Raw genomic sequence first — 23,676 nt, 5'->3', positions numbered from 1 at the left:
ATGTATTCATTAATTATATCAAAGATTTATAGAAACTTTGTTAAATGAATTGGAATAATTTCTTAATAATTTCTTAAAAATCGTATTATAGATTTATAATCACAAAAAACGCTAGCGAAATTTGAGAAATTATAAAATAAAAAGAGTAAAATAATAATAAAACATAAAATAAAGTAAAAGATAGTTCAGCGATATGTTGACTTAGGGTAATATAATTGGTAATATTAACTTACAATACTATTGATAATCATTATCAATTATGCAAAATCATTTGTTTTATAAAGTGAAATAGAAGATTAGAAGGGTGAAATTTATGATAAATTATATTTGGATAAATCCAGTTGTTAAAAGTATGTATGGGATTAAGTTTGAATATTTATTACAAGAACTGAAAAGAAAAGATTATGAAGTGGTAGAGCCTCCTAGTCAAATAGAGGTAGTTAAAAATAAATTTAAAACTTTATGTAGTGAGAAGGAAGATAAAATAATATTGGATACGAGATGTCCAGCTGCTATTGAATACATAGAAAATAAAATAAATCATAGTAAATTTTACATACCTAAAATAGAACCAATATTAATTCATACTGCTAGAGCCTTGTATGATTTACATATAAAGAATGATGAAAGTAATAGGCTTTTTATAACCACTCCTTGTGATTGTTTAAAGAACATGGGAAATCGTATATTTGAAGAAGAAGGAAAGAAGAGAGTTATTTTTAAGACCTGGAATGATATATGTGAAAGCTTGCATATAAAAAATGAAGATAGATGCAGTGAATCTCCCATTCCACTTGGATTCTTTAAAGATTTAAACTTGGATGTTTTAGAGGTGAGCGGAGAAGAAGAAATATTAAGAGGAGTAGAAAATGCAAATAAAACAAAGGAGAAAGTTGACCTTATAGAGATGCTGTTGTGCGAAGGAGGATGTAATAGGGGAGATGGGGTATAAGATTAAAGGGTATATTCTTATTATAGCCATGGTTTTTCTATGGTATGTGGGTAGTGTGAATAACTATTGGAGTTCTTATATACTTCCTTCACCAAAATCCGTAGCCCAAAGTGCAATGAGCCTTTTAGCTTCAGGAATTTTATTTAAACATATAGGTTATAGTTTAATGAGAATTTTAATAGGGTTTTTCATAACTCTATTTTTAGCAGTTCCTCTTGGAATTTTATTTGGAGTAAATAAAAAAGTATATGCTTACTTTAAACCAGCATTAGAATTTATAAGACATACTCCTCCCTTAGCTCTAGTTCCAATGCTGATTTTATGGTTCGGCATCGGAGAGAAATCTAAAATAATAATTATAATATTAGCTTCTTTTTTCCCAGTATTTTTAAATACCATAAAAGGTGTGGAAAGTTGTGATAAAAAATTAGTTGAAGTGGGAAAGATTTTTGATCTTTCTAAAAAAGATATATTTTTAAAAATAGTAATTCCCTCTGCATTCCCTAATATATTAGTTGGAATGAGGCTTGGTATAGGCTATAGTTGGAGGGCTATAATAGGAGCAGAAATGGTAGCGGCTTCATCAGGATTAGGATATCTTATTTTAGATGGACAACAACTTTCGAGATCAGATGTGGTGATTGTAGGGATTTTATCCATAGGGATTTTAGGAAGTTTCATGGATTATTTATTTTCTCTTTTAGTAAAAAGGATTAGTGTTTGGAATATAGGGGTAGATGATAATGAAGGGATATAGCATAAGAGATTTAAGCAAAGATTATGTAGTAAATGGGGAAAATCATAGAGTTTTACAGGGGATAAACTTAAATATTGAAAGCAATATGATAACTATAATACTAGGTAAAAGTGGATGTGGGAAAACAACTCTTTTAAGATTATTAGTAAAATTAGAAGAGTCTACTTCTGGTGATATATCATTTTATAGGGATGGAACTGTGGTGAAACCTAAAATAGGAATGGTTTTTCAAGAGAGTAGGCTTATGCCTTGGCTTACAGTGAGAGAAAATATAACTTTTTATTTAAGCAAAGGGAATAGGGAGATAGAAGATAAATTTTTAAAGCTTATGAAGTTAGAAAAGTTTTCAGAAGCTTATCCTAGTCAACTTTCTGGAGGAATGGCTCATAGAGTTTCCATAGCTCGTGCCCTTGCTTATGAACCAGATATAATGCTAATGGACGAGCCTTTTGCAGCATTGGATTATTTTACGAGATATAATCTTCAAAAGGAAATTATAAATTTGTATGAAGAAACTAAAAAGGGGATAGTTTTTGTAACTCATAATGTGGATGAGGCAATTTTACTAGGGCATAGAATTATAATTTTAGATAAAGGAGAGGTAATAAAGGATTATAGAATAAAGGAAGGTTACCCAAGAAATTTATCTTTAAATAATCTTATATATATTAAGGAAGACATTTTAAAAACTCTTTCAAAAGATGAATATTAATTTAAATAAATCGGAGGGATACATATGATAAAAGGTAAAAAAATATTACCATTACTGCTTACAGCTGTCATAGGAGGAAGCCTATTAGCTGGGTGCGCTAATACAGGAAATAAGGCTAAAGAAGAAAATAATAAACCAATAAATATAACTTATGTAAAGGCGCCTTTAAATGTACCATCAATAATTGAAAAGAACAAAGAAAGCTTTGACAAAGAGTTTGAAAAGGACAAAATAGAGGTAAAGTGGCATGAAATAACCTCAGGACCACAACAAACCCAAGCTCTTGCCGCTGGAGAAATACAGTTTTTACACGCTCTTGGAGGAACTTCAGCTATTTTAGCTGCATCTAATGGAGTAGATTTAAAAATAATCGATGTATACAGCAGGGCTCCTAAGGCTTTCATGATATTAACAAATAATGATGATATAAAAGGGCCAAAGGATCTTTTGGGTAAAAAGGTAGCGGGACCTAAAGGAACAGTGCTTCATCAGCTTTTAGTTGGGGCGCTAGAAAAGGAAGGATTAAAACAGGAAAATATAGAATTTATAAATATGGGAATACCAGAAGCTTTAGCTGCACTTAATAATAAGAGTGTAGATGCAGCACTTTTAGCTGGACCAGCAGCCTTAAATGCTATAAAGGCGGGGGCAAAAGTTGTAACCAACGGAGAAGGAATAGTGGAAGGAACTATAGTGACTGCTGTAAGTGAAAAGTTTTTAAATGAAAATCTAGAGTTAGTTGATAGATTTAAAAAAGTTCATAAAGATACTATTGATTACATAAATACTAATCTTGATGAGGTTATGGATATAACAGCTAAGGAAGTTGGATTAACGCCTGAGGAAACAAAAGAAATGTATTCTTGGTATGATTTTGATAGCAATATAAGCGATAAAGACATAGAAGAACTTAAAAAGACACAAGAATTTATGATAAAGAATGGATTACAAGAAAAAGAAATTAATATTGAAGATTTAATTGTAAAATAGAATATAAAATTTAATGTAAAAAGGCAAAGGGTGAGTCTCTTTGCCTTTATATATTAATACAAAATAGATATACTAATGATTGCATTTGTAAATAACAAAAGAACGTGGTATATTATCAAGTGGTTCTTATGAGAACTTATAAAACTAAAATCAAAGCCTAGCGCTATAATGATAAAATTAAAAAATTAAGATTTAAATTATGAAGGGAGGCATGTCTAAGCTTTTCTAGGCTTTCATTAGGCAAAAAAGAATATGAAAAACACAATATCTACAGCAGAAATGATGGAGAAAGAGAGTATGTCAAAGGTGCTTTTAAAATTATCAGTACCTGCAATAATAGCTATGTTAATTAATGCTATTTACAACATAGTTGATACTATGTTTGTTGGTATGTTAAACAATACTAGTGCTATTGCTGCCGTATCTATAGTATATCCACTATTTATGTTTATTGGAGCTATAGGGGTTATGTTTGGTGCAGGAGGTGCTTCTTATCTATCAAGATTGTTGGGAGAAAAGAAAAAAGAGGAAGCTGATAAAACACTAACATCTACTATAATAATTGGGTGTATATTTAGTTTGATTTTTACTGTAATCGCTATAATATTTTTAGATGAATTTTTATTGATGTATGGAGCAACAGAAACCATAATGCCTTATGCCAGAGAATATGGATATACAATAGTATTGGGATCAGTATTTACTATTGGAACAGCCATAATGAGCAATACTATTAGAGCAGAAGGAAATTCAAAATATAGTATGATAGCTACTTGTATAGGAGGGGTTATTAATATAATACTAGATCCTATATTTATGTTTAAATTTGGTATGGGTATAAAAGGTGCCGCAGTTGCTACGGTTATATCACAGTTAGTATCCTTCATTTTTCTTTTAAGATATTATTATTCTAAGAAAAGCTATATAAAATTAGGAATTAAGTTTTTAAAGCCAACCTTTAATATGTTTTTTGAAATACTTAAGATAGGTATTCCTATTTTTGTAACTCAAGTATTGGCAAGCTTTGCTCTAGGTTTTATGAATTTAGGAGCAAAACCTTACGGAGATGCAGCAGTGGCTGCCATGGGTATAGTATTTAGAGTTATGTCTATAGGATTTTATATAGTATTTGGAATCGGACAAGGATTCCAACCCGTTGCAGGATATAATTATGGAGCTAAAAATTTTACTAGATTAAAAGAAGCCATAAAAATATCTATTAAATGGAGTACTTTCTCTGCTATATTTGTATCTGTTTTATTTATAATTTTTGCAGAGGGATGTATGCTTATATTTACAAGGGATAGAGAGGTTATAAATATAGGGGTAAAGGCCTTTAGAGCAGCAAGTTTGTTATTCCCGCTTTTTGGATATATAAACACCTACGCAGTATTATTCCAAGCTTTAGGTAAAGCAATGGGAGCTTTTATATTATCTATATCTAGACAGGGAATATTTTATATCCCATTGATGTATATTTTGCCGAAGTTTATGGGATTAGAGGGAGTAATATTCTGTCAAACTGCAGCGGATGGACTGGCATTTATAGAAACTCTTATAATGGCTATTTGGTTAAATAAGAGCTTAAAAAAGGAAATGCTAGAGGAAGCTGCTTTAGATGATTCTAAAAAAATTGCAGCAGTTTAAATTTTGTTGGATAAAATTGCTAAAAATTAATTTTAAAAAATATATATCTATTTATATTTTCTTTGCGTATTAAATATTGAGACAAGCTAAATATTTAATTACAAGAGGAGGAGATAGCGTGAATAAAAAAATACTTATATTTTTACTTGTTATTGTGAGCGTATTTTCACTATTTGGATGTGGTAAAGCCACTAAAGAAGTAAATGTGTCCGTTGCAGAAATAGCAGGCAAAATCAAAGATGAGGTAGAATTTTCGGCTATGTTAGAATTAAAGGCGGAAGAAATAGAAGAAAAATACTTCATTAACCCTGATATTATAGAAGAGTCTGTTGTTGAAATTCCATTAATGAATGTAAAAGCAGATGAATTAGCAATAATTAAAGTAAAAGATGAAAAGGACATTGATAAAGTAAATGAAGGTATAAAGAAGCGTGCAGAGAGCGTACAGAAAACCTTTGAAACATATTTACCAAATCAATATGAAAATGCAAAAAACTATACATTAAAGAATGAAGGTAAATACATACTATTTATTATTTCAGATAATAATGAAAAGATAGAAAGTATTTTCGATGGATATTTCAAATAATTACTAGATATTTCTCAATATAAAATTAACACACATCGTATTAGTATGTTTAATAATATGATGTGTGTTATATTATTTATTTGCACTTTTAATTTCTTTTTTATTGATACCTTTAAATTTTGTTTAGGCGCACAGTTATCCAGCAACTGAAACAACGTTTTTTTATTATCCATTGGGCAGCTCACTTATATGAAAATTACAGCCAGTTAAAAAATTTGCAATTACTTTGTTTACTTCTTCAAAATTATCAACGTTTGCATTATGTGCCGCATTGCTGATAAATTTTAAGAGATATTTCTCGCGTTCCTGCCATTTCTTGTTGTAGTGAATGACTTTTCCAGTTTTATCAAACTCCCCAACTAACAGTAATACTGGAAAATTAAAATGGACTACTTCCTTTCGGTAAAATATATCACCATATGCAATGCCGATAAGTCTACAAAGCTCCTCCTTTGAATAGGATGAAAGCATAAGCATCATATTTGAGTAAGCATATTTAGTTCGAGTAGCAGACTTTGCTATGGTTTTTACTAAAAAATTGTAAGGATACCATTTTGCCATAGGCTCAACCTGTCTCAGCCACCATCTATCTGATTTTGAATAATAGGACAAACCAAAAGGCGTAGTGCCAATACCAATGAACGCATCTACCATTTCAGGATATTGTATGGCAAATTCTTGACATACATATCCGCCCATCGACTGTCCAATAAGGATCGCAGATTTTAAGAACTCATTGTCTAAAATACTTTTAAGTTCATAGGCAGCATTTTCATATGTAAAACTGTTATAAGGGCGAGATTTACCGTGAAGTGGAATATCCCATGATATGACTGTATAATCTGCTTGAAAATACTCGACTTGTTTTTCAAACATTCTATGGTCGGCTGTTAAACCAGGGGAAAAAATAATATTACGAGCATTCGGATCACTATGCTTCCTAATCCAGTAATAAATTTCACCACGGGAAGAATGGATTGATTTTTCTATCATAATGCTCTCCTTTCACTATATATAAAAGTTTCTTTTCAAAATTTCAAACATTTTGTTAGCTCCTTGAACCATATCATCAAGAGAGTTTGCGATATTATCTTGATTACGATATACATATCCTTCTGATAAATAAATTGCAATATCAAAAAGTTGATCTAAGTCACTGGGATTTCTAAACTTGCTCACATCTATCCGACTTAAAGTTTCTTCTTTCTTCAGCTGGTGCAAAGAACCTTTAATAGTAGAAATGGCATCTTTAATTATATCAATTTGCTCGTAATATGCTCTTGTCACAAAGTGATACATATATGGATATCTTTGTACCATCTTTGCTCTTAGTATTATTGTTTTGCTTATAAATTCAAAAAAGTCTGTTTCCTCATTGACGCCTGTTTTCTTTGCTTCTTCTGTGGAGTAGGCAACCGCTTTATTAAATAAAAATAAATATAACCCTTTTTTGTTCTCAAAATAATGAAATAGTAATCCTTTAGAAATATTAGCTTCATATGAAATCATAGACATGGGAGCTTTTTTATATGGATAGCTGGCAAAGACCTTATAGCCTGCATTTATAATGATATTTTGCTTATCGATAGGAAGATTAAAAAACTTCTCATTCATAAAATCACCTCGCATTAACCGTTCTGGTTAATATAATTGTAAGTCCGTTGACCGTTTTTGAGAAGGCCATTTAGATAATTTTATCAGTGTTGTTTTCTCCTATTTTCATTTTTGTAATAAATAGCAAGCAGGTGACTGTGGGAACAATTTCAAGATTTGTACAATATAAAATCGAAGATATTGTTAAAAAAAAGTTTTTTGAAAATTCTGTTTATATTGAGGAATCATTTGGGATATATGGAATAATATAAAGTAGTAATAAAGAATTAGTTAATCGTATTAACTAATTGTATTTATTATATTTAAAAAAGGAGGGTATGTTATGTCAAAATCTTTTACCAAACTTTTAGCTTCTATAATTACGCTAATTTTTATTATGGGATCAATTGTTGTTCCTAACAAAGTTGAAGCGGAACAGGTTAGAGCAGAGCGTGGGGTTGTAGAACTTCATAAGGCCATAAAACCTCTAACTACAGTAACTAGTGTTATGAATGTTTGTGCTCATCCTGATGATGAACACAGTGCTCTTTTAGCTTATACTTCTCTTGGTTTAGGGGTTGATACCTCTATAGTAAGCGTAACTCGAGGGCAGGGAGGGCAAAATGAAATTGGATCAGAACTAGAGGATGCCCTAAGCGTTTTAAGAACTAGAGAGTATGAAGAGGCGGCTAAAATATTGGATGTAGATTTAGAAATCCTTCGTAAAGATATTTATGAGCCCTTAAAGGATTTTGGTTTCTCTAAAACTTGGGAAGAAACTTTAAAAAAATGGGGGGAAGATGTGGTTTTAGAGCGTCTTGTAAGGAGCATAAGAACACAACGTCCAGATGTAATATTTCCTGCATTTCAAAATGAAAAAAGTACCCATGGACATCACCAAGCTATAAATATTTTGACTAAGAAGGCTTATGAGTTAGCACAAGATCCTACTAAATATCCAGAACATCTAAAAGAAGGTTTAATGCCTTGGAAGGTAAAAAAATTATATGAACCTGGAAGCAAAGATAAACACACTACAGCTGTACCTGTTGGCACATATGATAAAATCTACGCTTCATCCTATGTTCAATTGGGAGAGGAATCGCGATATATGCATAAATGTCAAGGCATGGGAAGAGATTATGAAGAAGGTACTTCTTATCGATATTACACATTATTGAAGCCTGAAAGTAAGGGACAGGATAAGCTTTTTGATGGCATATCTTTTACATTTAAAGATTTGGCAGAAGAAATAAAAAAGGATAAGAACTCTAAAGAAGTGGTAGAATCTCTTTTAAAACTTCAAAAGGATGCTGAAGATATAGAAAGATCCTTCCCTAATTTTGAGGAGGTTAATAAGAATGTACACAAGATGATAGGGGATGTAGAATCTACAATAAAAAAAGTTAATGAGTCCTCTTTAAATAAAGAATTGAAAGTGGATCTTTTGCATAGATTAAACAAAAAAGTTGACCAACTTTATAATGCTAGCAGTGCTAGTAATTCTGTAGTGATAAGAGTCATTCCAGAAACTTCTGAAGTAACTAGAGGGCAGACTATAAAGACTACTGTAAAGGTGTACAACGGTGGAAATTTGGATATTAAAAAGTTAGATGCAAAGCTAGATTTACCAACTGGATGGAAGGTTAATGGAAAGTCTCCTATAAAAAATACTTTAAAAAGTGGTGAAACAGCCATATTTGAATTTGATGTAACTGTGCCTAATAATGCAAAAACTTTTCATCCCTATGAAGAAAATATTATGAAAGCTACTGTAGAATATGAAAGCTTCGGTTCAAAAGCTGTTTCAAATGCTAGTCCTAAAGAGCTTTTTGCAGTACTACCAGAGTTTTCAGTATCTCCTAATCCATCAGCAGCTATACTAAATACTCTAGAACCAGAAAAGCCTATTCCTGTTACCGTAACTTTAACTAATTATACTTCTTCCTCAAATAAAGCTACAGTATACCTTGATGTACCTAAGGGCTGGTCAGTGGAACCTAAATCAGCAATAGTAGAATTTGGTAAAAAAGGTGAAATTCAATCTGCAGATTTTACTGTAAAACCACCTGCTAAAGTAGAAAATGGAACACATGAAATTAAAGCTAAGGCATTAAGAGGATCCGTAGTAAGTGAGGAATCAATCCAAATTATAGAGTATTCACATATAGGTCGTACCTATTTTGTTCAACCGTCCCAAGTAAAGGTTCAAGCCTTTGATGTTAAATTTGATAAAGATTTAAAGATAGGATATATAGCTAGTGGTTTTGATGAGACTGACGAGTTTCTTCGCCGTGTTGGCTTAAATGTAACAAATCTAACTAAAGAAGATTTAGAATCAGGGAACCTATCTAAGTTTGACACTATTATGGTAGGAATTAGAGCATATCTTGCACGACCTGACCTTGTAAGGAGCAACAATAGACTTTTAGAATATGTTAAAAATGGTGGAAATGTAGTAGTCCAATATAATAAAGCTGAGGACAATTGGAAGCCTGAGCTAGCACCTTATCCGCTCACCATAGGTACTCCAGTGATGGATTGGCGTGTAACAGATGAAAACTCAAAGGTTACAATATTAAAGCCAGAGCATAAATTCTTCAACTCTCCTAATAAAATAACGGAAAAAGATTGGGAGAATTGGATTCAAGATAGAGCTGCTTATAATCTATCTAAATGGGATAGTAAATATGTAGAGCTTATTTCAACTGGTGACCCTGGAGAAAGTGAGTTCACTGGTACATTGATTACTACTGAATATGGAAAGGGAACTTACACTTACTCATCCCTTGCTTGGTATCGTCAAATTCCTAATTTAGTGCCTGGTGCATATAGAATTTTAATAAATCTTCTTCATAAGTAAAATCGTACTGTGCTTAAATACCCTTGTGCTTTTATTAGATATAAACTCTATAATAATAGTAAAAGCATAAACAAAATGTGAATATAAAGAAATAAAAGAGCTAAGTATATAGTGAAAAAGCGACTTTTTTTGGAGCGGCTTCACTGCGTGCTTAGCTCTCTATTTGGTGTAACAAACTATCTCTGTAGAAATTTACAACTGTGAAAATAGATCTGTAAAACATGAAGGAACTGAGGTATATAATGGGAGGAACGCCTTTTTGTGAAGTGACGTCATTATGTATCTCAGTTCCCATTTTGGATACATATTTATATTTGTAGAAACTTATAAATGTGAAAACAATTTGGTATTACAATAAATAGGTGTTTACTACTATACATACATAGCAAGCGGCATAACCTGAATGGCAGGGCCTTGTATTTTAGTAGTAAATTCTCTAGGCAATATAATATTATTTTTAGCTAATAAATCTAAAGATGGCTTCATTTGATTAAAAAGTTCAACATAGTAATCACTCATGCAAGTTTTACACAATAAATCTATATGATCATTTTTATCTATAACTCTAATAACTTTACATAAAACTTTACAGGGACAATGGGCGGTATCATACATATAGGCATTTTTATCTGAAAAATTATTTGCATTTACATTCAATACAGAGGTGAAAGAATTACAATCCATTAGCATATTTACTGTATTATTTCTATTTAAACATGCAGATAAGTTTTTCATTTGTTTTAACATAACAGAATAATTATTTAAAGGTTCGTCTACATCCTCGTTTCTTAATAATTCATCTAAATCCTTGCAATCATAAGCCTCAAAAATATCTATCATAGTATTTATTTGAGATAAGGGAGAAGTGGGAGAGATACATCCTTCAAATTCTATAAATTCCCCAGGATAAATGTTATAGTCCATTATGTTATTATTTCCTATGGATTTTAGTATGTTTTTTTCTAACATGATATCTCTTAAGTCAAAAAATATTTGAAATGTGGTAAATATTTGTTTTATACTTATTTCATTTTTAGTGGCATTTCTATTATCAAAAATTGCTGCAAAATCTTCAGAATAGTTTATAGATGAATCTTTTGATACATTCTTATCTTTATCATTATTAGATTTTTTCTTTCCAAGACCTTCGCTATTTTTGCATCCTTTTTGTAGTTTTAATAAATCAGCTCTGTCCTCTATGAATCTTACTGCTCTACTTTCTATAAATCCATTTATCAATATGGAATGTAGATCTACTATTAAATTTTTATTTATATAAATAGGTGTATCAATAGATAAGCTCATCTAAAATCCCTCCAAAGTATTTCCTCACTATATAGTATTCTTAAAAAATTAACTTGCCATAAAAACTAATAGGAAATATTTGTTATAATCAATTTCTAAAATATGAACATATTCTTAAAAATTACATTTATTGTTGATAGGAAAAATTAGATATGTCATAATTTAATATATTGAATTATAAAAGGTGATTAATGTGAAGAAGTTTTTAGCAGTGGTATTGTGCGTATTATGGATAGGATTTATATTTTATAACTCCTCTAATAATGGCATAAAATCAAATTATCGAAGTAATAAAACATTAAACATAATGAAGGATGTTTATAGAAATGTTAAAAAAACTATAAAAAAAGACAAAAACCATAAATCAGAAATTGATAGTAAAGTTTATTTGGCCTCTAATAAACCTAAGGGAAGGCAAGCATTTCAAAATTACTTAGTTAGAAGAGGGGCTCACGCTTTTGAATATTGCGTACTAGCTATATTAATAAGTAATGCCTTTTATCAGTTTAAAGTTAAGGGAAAAAGAGCTTTTATTTACATAATATTTTTCTGTTTATTTACTGCAGTATTAGATGAGTTTTATCAAAGCTTTGTTCCAGGTAGGACTTCAGCAGTAGCAGATGTTTTGCTTGACTTTACAGGAAGTATTTTTGGAACCTTTTTATCTTATGTTTCTTTTTATAGAAAAAAATTAAGTTAATTATGAATTAATGTGGACTCCTTTCAAGATAGAAAAAATTAAATGTCTTTAAAATCTATTTTGAAGGGAGTTTTGCTGTAGAATTGTAATAGTTTTGTAAAGTATCTGTAATTATCATGTAATTAATTTAACATTATAAAGTATTATAATATAACTAAAGACAAAGGCTAGATTTAGGCAATGGAGATGAGCTAAGCTGAATAGAAAAATAGAAAAAATTAAAAAAAGAAACAAAATAATTAAAAGAACAATTGTATTATTGGCAGTATTTATAATTGGAGTAGAGGTGGGAATGAGAACTTCTAATAAGAATAATGGCAAGGGAACATCTATAGCTTACGCCAGTTATGAGAAGACTGAAAGCAATAATTCAAAGGAAAGTAATAATAAGGAAAGTGATAATAAGGACAAGCATAATGAAATAAAATTAGATGAAGCAAAAGATAGTGAAGATAGTATAACTAATAAAGCAGTTAGTGATTCGGATAAAAATAATAATACTATAACACTAGCCGAAACTGACACGACTAACCTAAAAAAATCTAGTAACTATAAGGAATTTTTTAAGAAAGATGTGTTCATGGGAGACTCTGTTACAGAAGCGTTACCATATTATGATTTTTTACAAGAGGAGAACGTTTATGCAAAGAAAGGAATTCATATTAATGATATAAAGAAGGAAATAAATAAAATTGAAGTAAAAGATCCAATAAATATCTACCTTTTATATGGACTTAATGATATGGCAGCTATATCTACCAAGTGGTTTATAGATGAATATAGAGAATTGATTCATAGTTTAGAAGCAAAGTTTCCAAACTCCAATATATATGTACAATCTATATTACCGGTTTTATCAAAGGCTGAGGGTAAGGAATCTGGCATTAGTAATGAGAAGATAAATGAATATAATAGTAAACTTATAGACATGGCAAAAGAGGAGAATGTAAATTTTTTAAATATAGCATCAATACCAAATGATAAAAATAAAAATCTTTATGAACCAGATGGGATACATTTTAAAGCTAATTTTTATACATTGCTACTAAATTACCTAGTAGATAATGTGGAGTAAAAAAAGATAAACATCTGGAATATGAAAATCCAGATGTTTATTATTATTGAACTATATGCACATTTACATATTTTAATCCCCAGTTACAAGCTTCGTTGTAGGTATCAAAGAAAACATCTATAAAATTTCCTTTTATTGCAGTACCGGTATCTGCTGCTATAGCATGGCCATAACCTTCAACATAGAGCTTTGTCCCTAAAGGAATAACCCTTGGGTCTACGGCAATGGTACTATAACCATCTGGGTTTCTTACTGCTTTTTTACCAGATGCAGTATAGGTAGTTCCTACACCATGAACTGCCCAATAGGCAGTAGCCTTTACTGTAAAGGAAGTTGAGTTGGCCTGTGAGCTACTTCCCCTAGAAGCATACATTGGTGATAAGGTACCTTGTACCACAATTTTATCCGTAGGCTTTTTAGTAACAACCTCTTTAACAATCTTTCTTGATACTTCTTTACCATTTTCATAAACTACACTTGTAGTGATTTCTTTTTCTCCGTTTTTCCCTGCTTGTAAAACTTTAGTTTTAGATTTTAATAAATCATTATCTTTTTTAATAGTGGTTTTGAAATTAATAGGAGCTGTTGATGTAACTACTTTAGTTTCAACTCTTACTACTTCCACATTCATACCTTCAGACAACTCTGATTCTATTCCAGGTAATACTTTATCCTCAGGTTTTAAAGTTATATTCTCTGCATTTAACATTGAGCCTATATTATTTTCAGCAGACTTTATATTTAGCTCTTTGTTATCTACAATAACTTTAAGGTTTACTGCCCTTTTTATATCTATCCTATCTTTTTTAGCTATTTTTGAACTTAAATCCTTATCGATTTTATCTTTCTCATATATTTCTATATTTACATTTTTTAAAGCTTTATCAAAAGTGCTTTCATAAGTGGTAAAATTTCTTTCTTCACCATCTATAACTACTGTAACGTTTTTCCCTGTTGAATATAGAAAGATGACCAAAATAAAGCTTATTGCCACCATAATAAGTTCAGGCACATATATTTTTATTTTGTTTTCCATCAAAGGTTTTTTAGAGTTAATTATAACCTTCATCCCCTTTCAATAGGCGTATATGGAAATAATAGCGTTAAATCTGCTTCTTGTCAACAAAAAGTAGGAATAGGTTTCCATTAATAGTAAAATATTTATTTTAATGGAATGATCTATGAAGCTAAAATAACCAATTGCCCATTTTTAGTATTGCTTAAGTATATGTCTAAGTATATATTTTAGTATATGTTATTTATAACTCTATTCATGGGACAGAGCATAAGATAAAATTCTTATACTCTGCTTTTAATTTCATTCATAACTTCATCCATATCTAAACCGTTTTTTTCTGATATATATTTTATCCTTCTAGCTATAGAGGGATGAGTTTGGAGCTTTTCATCCAATTTATTAAACTTCATTACTGAATTATTGAGTTTTGCAAGCTTGTAAAGGGCGCTTATATATACTATTGGTTCAACTTCCATTTCTAAAGCGAAGGCGTCCGCTTCTTTTTCTTGAGTTCTACTTATGAAGTATTTTAAGAATACGAAATATCCAATCATGACTACTGCTATTATGAGTAGGCCAAGCCAGAATGGTATTTCAAAAAAATTATCTTCAATAAAGTTCAGTAAATCTCCTAATACAGGGGCTAAAATGAACAAACCTAGAATAAGAGCTGTCCTTATCCATAAATGATGCTTTTTTATGTGTCCTATTTCATGAGCTAAAATACCTTTTGCTTCTTCTGATGAAAAATTTTCTAAAAGATAGTCTGACATGAATATTTCTTTGGTTAAAAGTCCAGAAACTAAAGCATTGGCATGTTTGTTATCCTTTGTAGCCCATAAATATAATTTAAATTTTTTCACACCTGATTTTTCTACAAAGGCTGTAAGGTCGTCTTTTAGATCCCCTTCTTCAAAAGGTTTTGCTTTTAACATGTATTTACTAAAAAGAGGCATTATAAAGGATAATAAAAGGTAGACTACCATTGGAGTTAATATTTTTATATATTTTTGCATTTTAACGCTGCCTAAGTTCTTAAGGGGTTGGGTATCTATTATAACTAACAGTATTATCATAGGTATTACGGAAAATATTAAAACTCTCAAAAGGAGTTTAATCTCTTCCCATTTTGTTGCATTAGTTTTTCTCAAGGATTTATTTAAATCATGTATTATAAGTGAATTTAAAATTGATATTATAAAGAGATTAAAATATACGAAGATCAATGCTCCTAATAGTTTCAAATTGCCCATCCATTCTAAATGAGGCATTATAGATAAAGTTGAAAGAAAAGCTGATACAAGAATAAAAATAAACTGAAGGTATTTACCTAACATTTGTTGAAAATACAAAGTTTCTTCCACTGAATTAGTTTTTTTATATTTTTTCTTTGTGGCTGATTTTATAAAAAATGATAATAAAGTATTTATAAATATTATTCCTATATTCATAAATACTGCTTGTACTAATGATAAGCTAAATAGAAATTCAAAAAAATCTATCATACTGTCCCTCCTAAAAATGAAAATGTCATAGTTTCCATTATATATATGTAAAGTAAATTATTTTAAATATATCACATGTGATTTATAAAGTAAAACTTGCATATGTATATATTATGAATAGTTTGTTAATTGTACATTTAGTATGTTGATTTTAAAAATATCAGGAATATAATAATACTAGACGATTAGTCATTTATTGTTGAAAAATAATTAAAAATCATTTTTATGTCGGGGGGAATCATAAATGAGAGTTATGCAATCCATGGAAAAGGGAGTAAAGGATGTGCTAGTTAAAAAAGGCGCAGAATTGCTCAGTAAAGACCCGGAGAAAAATGTTGATAAGGTATTTGACATTATTAAAAGGGCCGTAAGAGATGAGGAAAATTTAGAGCGAGTTCATAATGTAGAAAAGTATTATAAAGAAATGCCTTCGGTGAACGAATATATACAAAACATATTAAAAACTACAGATAAGAATTGTTTACAAAAACTATTTACCAATTTTTTTGCTAATGCTGTTTGGTATGGAATGCCTAAAAGGTCTAAATTGCTAGATAAGGAGGACATAAAAACTCCTTTTGTTATATTATTAAGCCCTTCAATGAGATGTAACCTTAGATGTACTGGATGCTATGCAGCAAGTTATAGTAAAGAGGACGATTTACCTTATGAAGAAGTAGATAGAATAGTTAAGGAAGCTAGGGACATTGGAATATATTACTTTGTTATACTTGGAGGAGAACCATTTTTCAATGAATATATGCTAGATATATATGAAAAATACAATGATGTAATATTTACTCCTTTTACTAATGGGACTTTATTTGACGAAAAATTAGCAGATAAAATAAAGGATTTAGGAAATGTTGTACCTATGTTTTCATTGGAAGGATTTGAAGAAGAAACGGATGAAAGAAGAGGTAAAGGCATATTTAAAAAAGTAATGCACGGCATGGATCTTTTAAGAGAAAGAGGAGTCTTATTTGGGGTTTCTTCAGCCACGGGTAGACATAATGTAGATACAGTAACTTCAGATGAGTTTATCGATATGCTAATAGAAAAGGGCGCAAAAATGAGTTGGTATTTTATATTTATGCCCGTTGGAGATAAACCAGACTTCGATCTTATGTTAACTCCAGAGCAAAGATTGATGTTAGGAGAAAGGGTAAGGAAAATTAGAACAACTAAACCTTATTTTGCTATAGATTTCTTCAATGATGCTCCTTATGTTGGAGGATGTATCGCAGGAAAGTATTATTGCCATATAAATTCTCACGGAGACGTAGAACCATGTATATTTGCACACTTTGCAACAGATAATGTAAAAGGAAAGCCTTTGTTAGATGTGTTTAAAGGTCCTTTCTTTAAGGAACTAAGAAAAATACAACCATACAACGATAATTTATTATTACCTTGTATGATGATTGATAATCCAGAAACCATAAGAAAGGTAGTAGAAAAGACTGGTGCTAAGCCTACGGATAAAGGGGCAGAGATGATGATACATGACGAAGAGTTTAAGAAAAATTTAGATAAGCTAGCTGAAGAATTTAAACCTTATGCAGAAAAAGCTTGGAAAGAAGAGTTTGGTTCAACTGGCAACTATAAAATGTCGAAAGGCTAATGTGGATTAGTAACATAAAGGAGATGGATAGAAAGAGAAGTTTTATCCATCTTTTTTATTGTGTTAAAAAATATGTATAATAAAACAAATTAATAATGAGAAGTGGAGTATAGAGTATATTTAAAATACTCTATTTTTATTTCATATCTTAGGCAATGTGAGCTAATTTTTCTTTAATTTCTGAGAAAACTAGTGCTTTTTAATGAATTATAAATGAACGTCAATAATAATATTTTAAATATTTATAATACAAAATATATTCTAAATATTCTTGGAGAGAAATAAGAGAAGAAATGGAAATGTTTACATTAGGATAGTATGATTAAATTATGGAAACATTATAAATTCATTAAGGGGGTCAAAGTATGAATAAAAATAGTATATTAAAACTTACATCCCTTGTATCGGCAATGGTTTTAACTATGGGGTTAGCAGCCTGTGGAAATGCTAACACAACAAAAGTGGACAATAGTAAACCACAGGTTGAAGAGAAAAATGAAGAAAAACCACAGGTGAATATGAATAGGGATGCCAGAGGGAAAAATGGAGCTGTAGCCTCAGCAAAACCTGAAGCTTCTGAAGTAGGAGTAGAGATAATGAAAAAAGGTGGTAATGCTATTGATGCAGCTATAGCTACTGCCTTTGCATTAGGAGTGGTAGAGCCAAATGCCTCTGGAATTGGTGGAGGAGGTTTTATGCTAGTAAGATTTGCAGAGACTGGGGAAGAAGTTTTTATTGATTTTAGAGAAACTGCTCCAGGAAAAGCAACTCCTGATATGTATAAGTTAAATGATAAAGGTAGACCAGAAAATAATGAAAGTGTTATAGGGGGAAAGGCTATTGCAATTCCAGGAGATGTAGCAGGATTGTTAACAGCATTAGAAAAGTATGGAACTATGAAGAGAGAAGATGTAATGCAGCCTGCTATAGATTTAGCTGAAAAAGGCTTTAAGGTTACACCTAATTTCGCTGGAATAATTACCGATAACTTCGAAACTATAAATAAATTTGAAGCTACTAAAAAGATTTATTTGAAAGATGGACTACCATATGAAGAGGGAGATATTATAAAAAATCCAGATTTAGCAAAAACATTAAAAGCCATTGCAAAGGATGGTAAAGATGCTTTCTATAAAGGAGAAATTGCTAAAGCTATAGTTGATGAAGTTCAAAAACAAAATGGAATTATCACTCTTGAAGATTTAGCTAATTATGAAGTGAAAATGAGAAAACCAGTAAAGGGAACCTATAGAGGATATGAAATAGTTTCAGCACCACCATCAAGTTCAGGGGGAACTCACATAATTCAAATGCTTAACATGATGGAGAATTATGATATGAAGGCTTTAGGAGCAAATACTGCTGAGTCTTTACATTTATGGTCTGAGGTTTCAAAACTTATGTTTGCTGATAGAGGAAAATATATGGCAGATACTGATTTTGTAAAGGTCCCATTAGCAGGTCTGGCTTCAAAGGATTATGCTAAGGAACTAACTAAGAAAATAGACAAAGAAAAGTCAGCGGAAAATGTTATGCATGGAGATCCAAATAAATATGAAAGTGGAAGTACAACTCACTTTTCAGTTATGGACAAGGAAGGTAACATGGTCGCTGTGACAAAGACTATAAACTATTTCTTTGGATCAGGTGTTACAGTGCCTGGAACAGGAATTATATTAAATGATGAAATGGATGATTTTAATGTAAAGCCAGGAACATCTAATTCTATTGAACCAGGAAAGAGACCTTTGAGCAGTATGACACCAACCCTTGTTTTAAAAGACGGAAAACCATTTATGGTTGTAGGATCACCAGGAGCTACTAGAATAATAACTACTGTTTCACAGGTTATAAGCAATGTAATAGACCATGGCATGAACATTCAAGATGCAATAAATGCTCCAAGAATGTACGATATGAATGGAAATATGGCAGTAGAAGAGAGAGTTGATCCTAAGGCTATAGAAGAGCTTGAAAAGAAAGGTCATAAAGTTGAAGTTAAAGGCGATTTAGATCCATATTTTGGTGGAGTTCAAGGTATAATCATGGAAGCTTCAGGGGAGCTACATGGTGGGGGAGACCCAAGAAGAGATGGTCAAGCTGTTGCATATTGATAAAATTTATATATTTATAGGAGGATAATTAGATGATTAAAAGAAAAATTAAAGGATTATTAAGCGTTACGGTTTCAGTATTATTGTGTATATCTTTAGTGGCTTGTGGATCAGGTGGTGAAGCTAAGGACACAACTAGTGATGCAAGCAAAAAGGTTGAAGAAAGTGCTAAGACAGAAGTAAAGGGATTATCAGAAGCTGTTGCTGAGCAACCTGCGGTATTGACCTCTGTTGGACAAAGTGCTGACTTAGAAATGGTTAAGGCTTTAATGGATAATGCTCAACTAGAATATACAATGAACAAAGTAATTAAAGGTAGTGAATTAAAGGATGAAAAGACTTTAGTATTGGCTGTAGGAGGAAGCTCTAAAGGTTTAGGTGCTGCTGGAATAAAAGCTGAAGATGAATTAGCTAGAACTGAAGAATTAATTAAAGCTGCAAAAGAAAAAGGTATGAAGGTAATTGCAGCTCATGTAGGCGGAGAGAATAGAAGAGGTGAATTATCAGATAAATTTATAAAACCTGCAATTGAAAATGCTGATTACATTATAATAGTAGAGTCAGGAAATAAGGATGGCTTATTTACAAATGTTGCTTCAGAAAAAAATATACCGATGGAATCTGTAAAGAGCATAGCAGATGTAATGGAACCACTTAAAAAGGCATTTAAGTAGTTTAGAGCTGGGAGAGCAATCTCCCTCATCTGATTAATAGGAGGGATTGACTTGCAAATTGAATTTATAATTTTTGCGGCTATGATTTTAGTATTTATGATAGGGTGCTTTTTACTAAAACTTCCTGTAAGTATAGCTATGCTGCTGGCATCTATTACAGGTACCATTATAGGCGGTCAAGGAATACCTATAAGGCATTTAGTTGAGGGGACTTTTGGATACATAGATACAATTTTAGTAATCGCCACAGCCATGATGTTTATGAAAGTAATACAGGAATCTGGAGCTTTAAATGCTTTAAGTTCTCTTATAGTAAAAAAATTTCATAAAAGACCAGCAATATTATTAATATTATTGATGTTAATAGTTATGTTCCCAGGAATGATTACTGGTTCTTCAACTGCAGCTGTTTTAAGTGCAGGTAGTTTAATAGCTCCAGTACTTATGACTATGGGAATACCTAAAATAGAAACTGGTGCAATAATTGCCATCGGTGGATTATTAGGGATGATTGCACCACCGGTAAACGTGCCCGCTATGATTATAGGTGGAGGAATAGATATTCCTTATGTTGGTTTTACTATACCATTATTATTACTTACAATTCCAACAGCGATTTTTACTGTATTATACCTAGGTCTGAAATATACAAAAAATTTCGACTATAATAGCATAATTGACACTACAGCGGCAACTAAGGAAGGTAAGGCAAATGGAATAGTGATATATCTTCCAATTTTAATGGTATTGTTTTTAATGATAGGAACAAAAGTTATGCCAGGAATTATTCCAGATTTAGGTATGCCTCTTATATTTACATTAGGAAGTTTAATTGGATTATTTACTGGAGATAAAGTTAATGTACTTACTACATTTAAAGATGCAGTAAATACTTCATTACCTGTTTTAGGGATTTTAATGGGTGTGGGAATGTTTATACAGGTAATGACCTTAACTGGTGTTAGAGGATTTATTGTAACCAGCTGTTTAAGTTTACCATCCGTATTATTGTACCTAGGTATAGCCTTTGCAATACCAGCCTTTGGTGCAGTATCGTCCTTTGGCGCGGCTTCAGTACTTGGAGTACCATTCCTGTTAGCTTTATTGAACAAGAATCAAATAGTTACAGCTTCAGCACTATCATTTATTGCAAGCTTAGGAGATTTAGTGCCACCAACTGCATTGGCAGGAATATTCGCAGCTCAAGTTGTAGGTGAAGAAAAATATATTAATGTACTTAAAAAATGTGCAGTACCGGCAGCTGTAATTTTAATATATGGATTGATGTTTATTATCTTTGCAGAACAAATAGGGGCTGTTATTTTTTAAAAGAGAGGTGGAAGCTTTATGACTTTATTATATAGAATACTGGTTGCTTTAGTATTGATTTTTACAATATGGAATTTATTTGATGAAGAGGATATTAAAGAGCAAGCTAATGCAGCTTTGGTCATAATACCTTTGTTACTTAGAGTATTAATGATTAAATAAGGAATGGAGTGAATTAAATGAAGGGAAGTAAAATTACAGCAGCGATATTTTTATGCCTTTCCTTATTATGTGGTTTCGTTGCAGGAAAATCATATTTAGCAATGAATAAGGAAGAAACTATTGTAGATGGCCCTGGTGTGTCAGAGATAAGAATGCTAAGCGACTATTACCCAGGTTTAAAGGGAACTAATGGGGACACTAAAGTATACGTTTTAAAGGGAGAAAAGCCAGGTGGAAGTATGCTGGTATTAGGGGGAACTCACCCCAATGAACCATCGGGGTTTATGTCTGCTGTAACATTGATTGAAAATGCAAGATTAGATGCAGGAACCCTATATGTGATACCAAGGGCTAACAATAGTGCATTTACTCATAATGACCCCCAAGAGGGATCGCCACAAAAATTTGTCATAGATACACCTGATGGTGAAAGATGGTTTAGATATGGTTCTAGAGCAACCAACCCAATCGATCAGTGGCCAGATCCAGACGTATATATTCATGCTTCATCAGGTCAACAATTATCAGGTAGTGAAACAAGAAACTTAAATAGGGCATATCCAGGAAGACCAGATGGAACGCTAACAGAAAAAATAGCCTATGGTATTACAGAGATGATTAAAAAAGAAAAAATTGACGTAAGCATAGATTTACATGAGGCTTCACCAGAATATCCTGTAATCAATGCTACCGTTTCTCATGAAAGAGGAATGGCAATTGCATCCCAAGCTGTAATTAATCTTCAGTTAAAGGGAATAGAAATGGGATTAGAACCATCTCCAACTAATCTTCACGGATTAACTCATAGGGAGCTGGGTGATTATACTGATACTATAGCAATTTTAATGGAAACTGCAAATGCAGCCCAAGGAAGACTTAGAGGAAAAACTGACGAAAACCTTGTGTTGACAGGAAAGGATAAGTCCTATGTAAAAGCAGCAAAGCTAGGAAGATTATTCGTTCCTTATGATGAAAATGGTCATCCAATAGAAGAAAGAGTAGGTAGGCATTTAGAGGGAATAAATGAAATATCTAAAGCTTTTTCAAAGGAAAAAGTAGATAGACCGATAGTTATTGAAAATGTACCAAGTTATAATGAATTAATTGATAAAGGTATAGGAAGCTTTCTAAATCCCTTAAAATAAATATATATTAACCCCGGTGTAAATTATAATTATGCCGGGGTTGAGCTGGTTAGGATGGGATTTTTATGAAGAAAAAAGGCTATTATGCATTATGCTTTTTTATAGTAACATTAATTATTATTAATATTAACTCTAGGGGCAGTAAATATTTAATGAAGGGAGGGGAACTGCAAACTCCTATATATTATGTAAATGGAGAGCATAAGGGTAAAAAAATAATTATTATAGGAGGGATTCATGGAAATGAAGTTGGGGGTGTTAAAGGGGCGGAAGAAATGAGGAATATAAATTTAAAGAGGGGACAGTTAATAATAATTCCAAAAGCTAACATAGAAGCTTGCAATCTTGTAGTGAGAAATCCTTACTATATGATGGATTTAAATAGGGTATTTCCAGGGAAGAAACAGGGGACGGACCCTGAAAAATTGGCATATGAAATATTTAAATTAATTGAAAGAGAAAAGCCTCATATGGTTATAGATTTGCATGAATGGGAAAGGGATTTTGAGGAGGATAGTAGGTTACATGTAAATGGCATAATATTAAATTCTATGGATAAGGTATTTGAAATGGTGAGCGAAATTACCAACCATGTAGGAAATAGTTTAAACAGTAATAATAGGATAACATATTATAGCAGTTCTCCAGAGGGTTCCATAAACAAGGAAGTGTCTGACAGATTAGAGATACCAGTAATTACTATTGAGAGCAATATGAAAAATAATTTGGAAGAAAGAGTGGAACTTCATAAAAATATTATAAAATTCATATTAAAAACCTATGAAATGAGTGATTAAGTTATGGATTATTTAATTATCATACTGAGCATTGTGTATATTTTATATTTATTATATGAATTCAATGAAAATAAAAAGCTAAGGAAAAAGTTTAGACATATTATTCATGTTAATGGTACTAGGGG

At 31.4% G+C, this 23,676-nt stretch carries 21 protein-coding genes; 16 read left to right on the top strand and 5 right to left on the bottom strand.

Annotated features, from left to right (window positions below; translation table 11 throughout):
• The first annotated feature begins 313 nt into the window (after window positions 1-313).
• The 6 genes from RYO54_RS12385 to RYO54_RS12360 all read left to right on the top strand — a co-directional run bounded on the left by RYO54_RS12385 (window position 314) and on the right by RYO54_RS12360 (window position 5,647).
• On the top strand, window positions 314-952 hold the full coding sequence (locus RYO54_RS12385) for a hypothetical protein (RefSeq protein ID WP_315119153.1): 639 nt from the start codon (window positions 314-316) through the stop codon (window positions 950-952).
• Entirely contained in the window at window positions 942-1,709 is a 768-nt protein-coding gene (locus tag RYO54_RS12380; protein WP_399549454.1) for an ABC transporter permease, read from the top strand. Before RYO54_RS12385 ends, RYO54_RS12380 begins: the two co-directional genes overlap by 11 nt.
• On the top strand, window positions 1,696-2,421 hold the full coding sequence (locus RYO54_RS12375) for an ABC transporter ATP-binding protein (RefSeq protein ID WP_315119150.1): 726 nt from the start codon (window positions 1,696-1,698) through the stop codon (window positions 2,419-2,421). The genes RYO54_RS12380 and RYO54_RS12375 overlap by 14 nt, the downstream gene beginning before the upstream one ends.
• Window positions 2,422-2,445: 24 nt before the next feature.
• Complete coding sequence (locus RYO54_RS12370) at window positions 2,446-3,411, top strand: NrtA/SsuA/CpmA family ABC transporter substrate-binding protein (protein WP_315119147.1); 966 nt, start codon at window positions 2,446-2,448, stop codon at window positions 3,409-3,411.
• A 252-nt stretch (window positions 3,412-3,663) separates the two neighbouring features.
• On the top strand, window positions 3,664-5,058 hold the full coding sequence (locus tag RYO54_RS12365; protein ID WP_315119145.1) for an MATE family efflux transporter: 1,395 nt from the start codon (window positions 3,664-3,666) through the stop codon (window positions 5,056-5,058).
• A gap of 118 nt (window positions 5,059-5,176) precedes the next feature.
• Window positions 5,177-5,647: a DUF4358 domain-containing protein gene (locus RYO54_RS12360; RefSeq protein WP_315119143.1), complete on the top strand. Its 471-nt coding sequence runs from the start codon at window positions 5,177-5,179 to the stop codon at window positions 5,645-5,647.
• Window positions 5,648-5,812: 165 nt separating this feature from the next.
• On the opposite strand, the gene RYO54_RS12355 is transcribed toward RYO54_RS12360, so the two are convergent.
• Window positions 5,813-6,640 carry an alpha/beta hydrolase gene (locus tag RYO54_RS12355; RefSeq protein ID WP_315119140.1) on the bottom strand — a complete coding sequence of 276 codons (828 nt, stop codon included), beginning with the start codon at window positions 6,638-6,640 and terminating at the stop codon, window positions 5,813-5,815.
• Between the two features lie 15 nt (window positions 6,641-6,655).
• Window positions 6,656-7,261: a TetR/AcrR family transcriptional regulator gene (locus tag RYO54_RS12350; RefSeq protein ID WP_315119137.1), complete on the bottom strand. Its 606-nt coding sequence runs from the start codon at window positions 7,259-7,261 to the stop codon at window positions 6,656-6,658.
• A gap of 322 nt (window positions 7,262-7,583) precedes the next feature.
• Between RYO54_RS12350 and RYO54_RS12345 the strand changes: the two genes are divergently transcribed.
• Window positions 7,584-10,103, top strand: a complete 2,520-nt coding sequence (locus tag RYO54_RS12345) for a PIG-L family deacetylase (protein WP_315119135.1) — start codon at window positions 7,584-7,586, stop codon at window positions 10,101-10,103.
• Window positions 10,104-10,475: 372 nt separating this feature from the next.
• Here RYO54_RS12345 and RYO54_RS12340 read toward each other — a convergent pair whose 3' ends face one another.
• Window positions 10,476-11,408 carry a hypothetical protein gene (locus RYO54_RS12340; RefSeq protein ID WP_315119133.1) on the bottom strand — a complete coding sequence of 311 codons (933 nt, stop codon included), beginning with the start codon at window positions 11,406-11,408 and terminating at the stop codon, window positions 10,476-10,478.
• A gap of 193 nt (window positions 11,409-11,601) precedes the next feature.
• Between RYO54_RS12340 and RYO54_RS12335 the strand changes: the two genes are divergently transcribed.
• Both RYO54_RS12335 and RYO54_RS12330 read left to right on the top strand, forming a co-directional pair.
• The gene (locus RYO54_RS12335) at window positions 11,602-12,108 is read left to right on the top strand and encodes a VanZ family protein (protein WP_315119130.1); all 507 of its coding nucleotides are present in this window, start codon (window positions 11,602-11,604) and stop codon (window positions 12,106-12,108) included.
• 259 nt (window positions 12,109-12,367) lie between these two features.
• A complete protein-coding gene (locus tag RYO54_RS12330) occupies window positions 12,368-13,183 on the top strand; it encodes a GDSL-type esterase/lipase family protein (protein WP_315119127.1) in 816 nt (271 codons plus the stop codon).
• Between the two features lie 43 nt (window positions 13,184-13,226).
• On the opposite strand, the gene RYO54_RS12325 is transcribed toward RYO54_RS12330, so the two are convergent.
• Both RYO54_RS12325 and RYO54_RS12320 read right to left on the bottom strand, forming a co-directional pair.
• Complete coding sequence (locus tag RYO54_RS12325) at window positions 13,227-14,219, bottom strand: G5 domain-containing protein (protein ID WP_315119126.1); 993 nt, start codon at window positions 14,217-14,219, stop codon at window positions 13,227-13,229.
• A gap of 263 nt (window positions 14,220-14,482) precedes the next feature.
• Window positions 14,483-15,706 (bottom strand): M48 family metallopeptidase, encoded by a 1,224-nt coding sequence (locus tag RYO54_RS12320; protein WP_315119123.1) that lies wholly within the window; start codon window positions 15,704-15,706, stop codon window positions 14,483-14,485.
• Window positions 15,707-15,950: 244 nt separating this feature from the next.
• Between RYO54_RS12320 and RYO54_RS12315 the strand changes: the two genes are divergently transcribed.
• The 7 genes from RYO54_RS12315 (at window position 15,951) to RYO54_RS12285 (ending at window position 23,551) form a co-directional block, all read left to right on the top strand.
• Complete coding sequence (locus tag RYO54_RS12315; RefSeq protein WP_315119120.1) at window positions 15,951-17,330, top strand: radical SAM protein; 1,380 nt, start codon at window positions 15,951-15,953, stop codon at window positions 17,328-17,330.
• 365 nt (window positions 17,331-17,695) lie between these two features.
• On the top strand, window positions 17,696-19,444 hold the full coding sequence (gene ggt / locus RYO54_RS12310; protein WP_315119117.1) for a gamma-glutamyltransferase: 1,749 nt from the start codon (window positions 17,696-17,698) through the stop codon (window positions 19,442-19,444).
• Window positions 19,445-19,476: 32 nt separating this feature from the next.
• A complete protein-coding gene (locus tag RYO54_RS12305; protein WP_315119114.1) occupies window positions 19,477-20,118 on the top strand; it encodes a DUF6305 family protein in 642 nt (213 codons plus the stop codon).
• A 51-nt stretch (window positions 20,119-20,169) separates the two neighbouring features.
• Window positions 20,170-21,447: a TRAP transporter large permease subunit gene (locus tag RYO54_RS12300; protein WP_315119112.1), complete on the top strand. Its 1,278-nt coding sequence runs from the start codon at window positions 20,170-20,172 to the stop codon at window positions 21,445-21,447.
• An 18-nt stretch (window positions 21,448-21,465) separates the two neighbouring features.
• On the top strand, window positions 21,466-21,609 hold the full coding sequence (locus tag RYO54_RS12295) for a hypothetical protein (protein WP_315119109.1): 144 nt from the start codon (window positions 21,466-21,468) through the stop codon (window positions 21,607-21,609).
• Between the two features lie 17 nt (window positions 21,610-21,626).
• Window positions 21,627-22,754 carry a succinylglutamate desuccinylase/aspartoacylase family protein gene (locus RYO54_RS12290; protein WP_315119106.1) on the top strand — a complete coding sequence of 376 codons (1,128 nt, stop codon included), beginning with the start codon at window positions 21,627-21,629 and terminating at the stop codon, window positions 22,752-22,754.
• 65 nt (window positions 22,755-22,819) lie between these two features.
• The gene (locus tag RYO54_RS12285; protein WP_315119104.1) at window positions 22,820-23,551 is read left to right on the top strand and encodes a succinylglutamate desuccinylase/aspartoacylase family protein; all 732 of its coding nucleotides are present in this window, start codon (window positions 22,820-22,822) and stop codon (window positions 23,549-23,551) included.
• Window positions 23,552-23,676 lie beyond the last annotated feature (125 nt).

Origin of the sequence: uncultured Clostridium sp. (genome assembly GCF_963515715.1) — a bacterium.
Taxonomy (GTDB): Bacteria; Bacillota; Clostridia; order Clostridiales; family Clostridiaceae; genus Clostridium_AW.
Note: the sequence above shows the minus strand (reverse complement) of the source record. Positions and strands in the feature narration are given on the sequence as shown.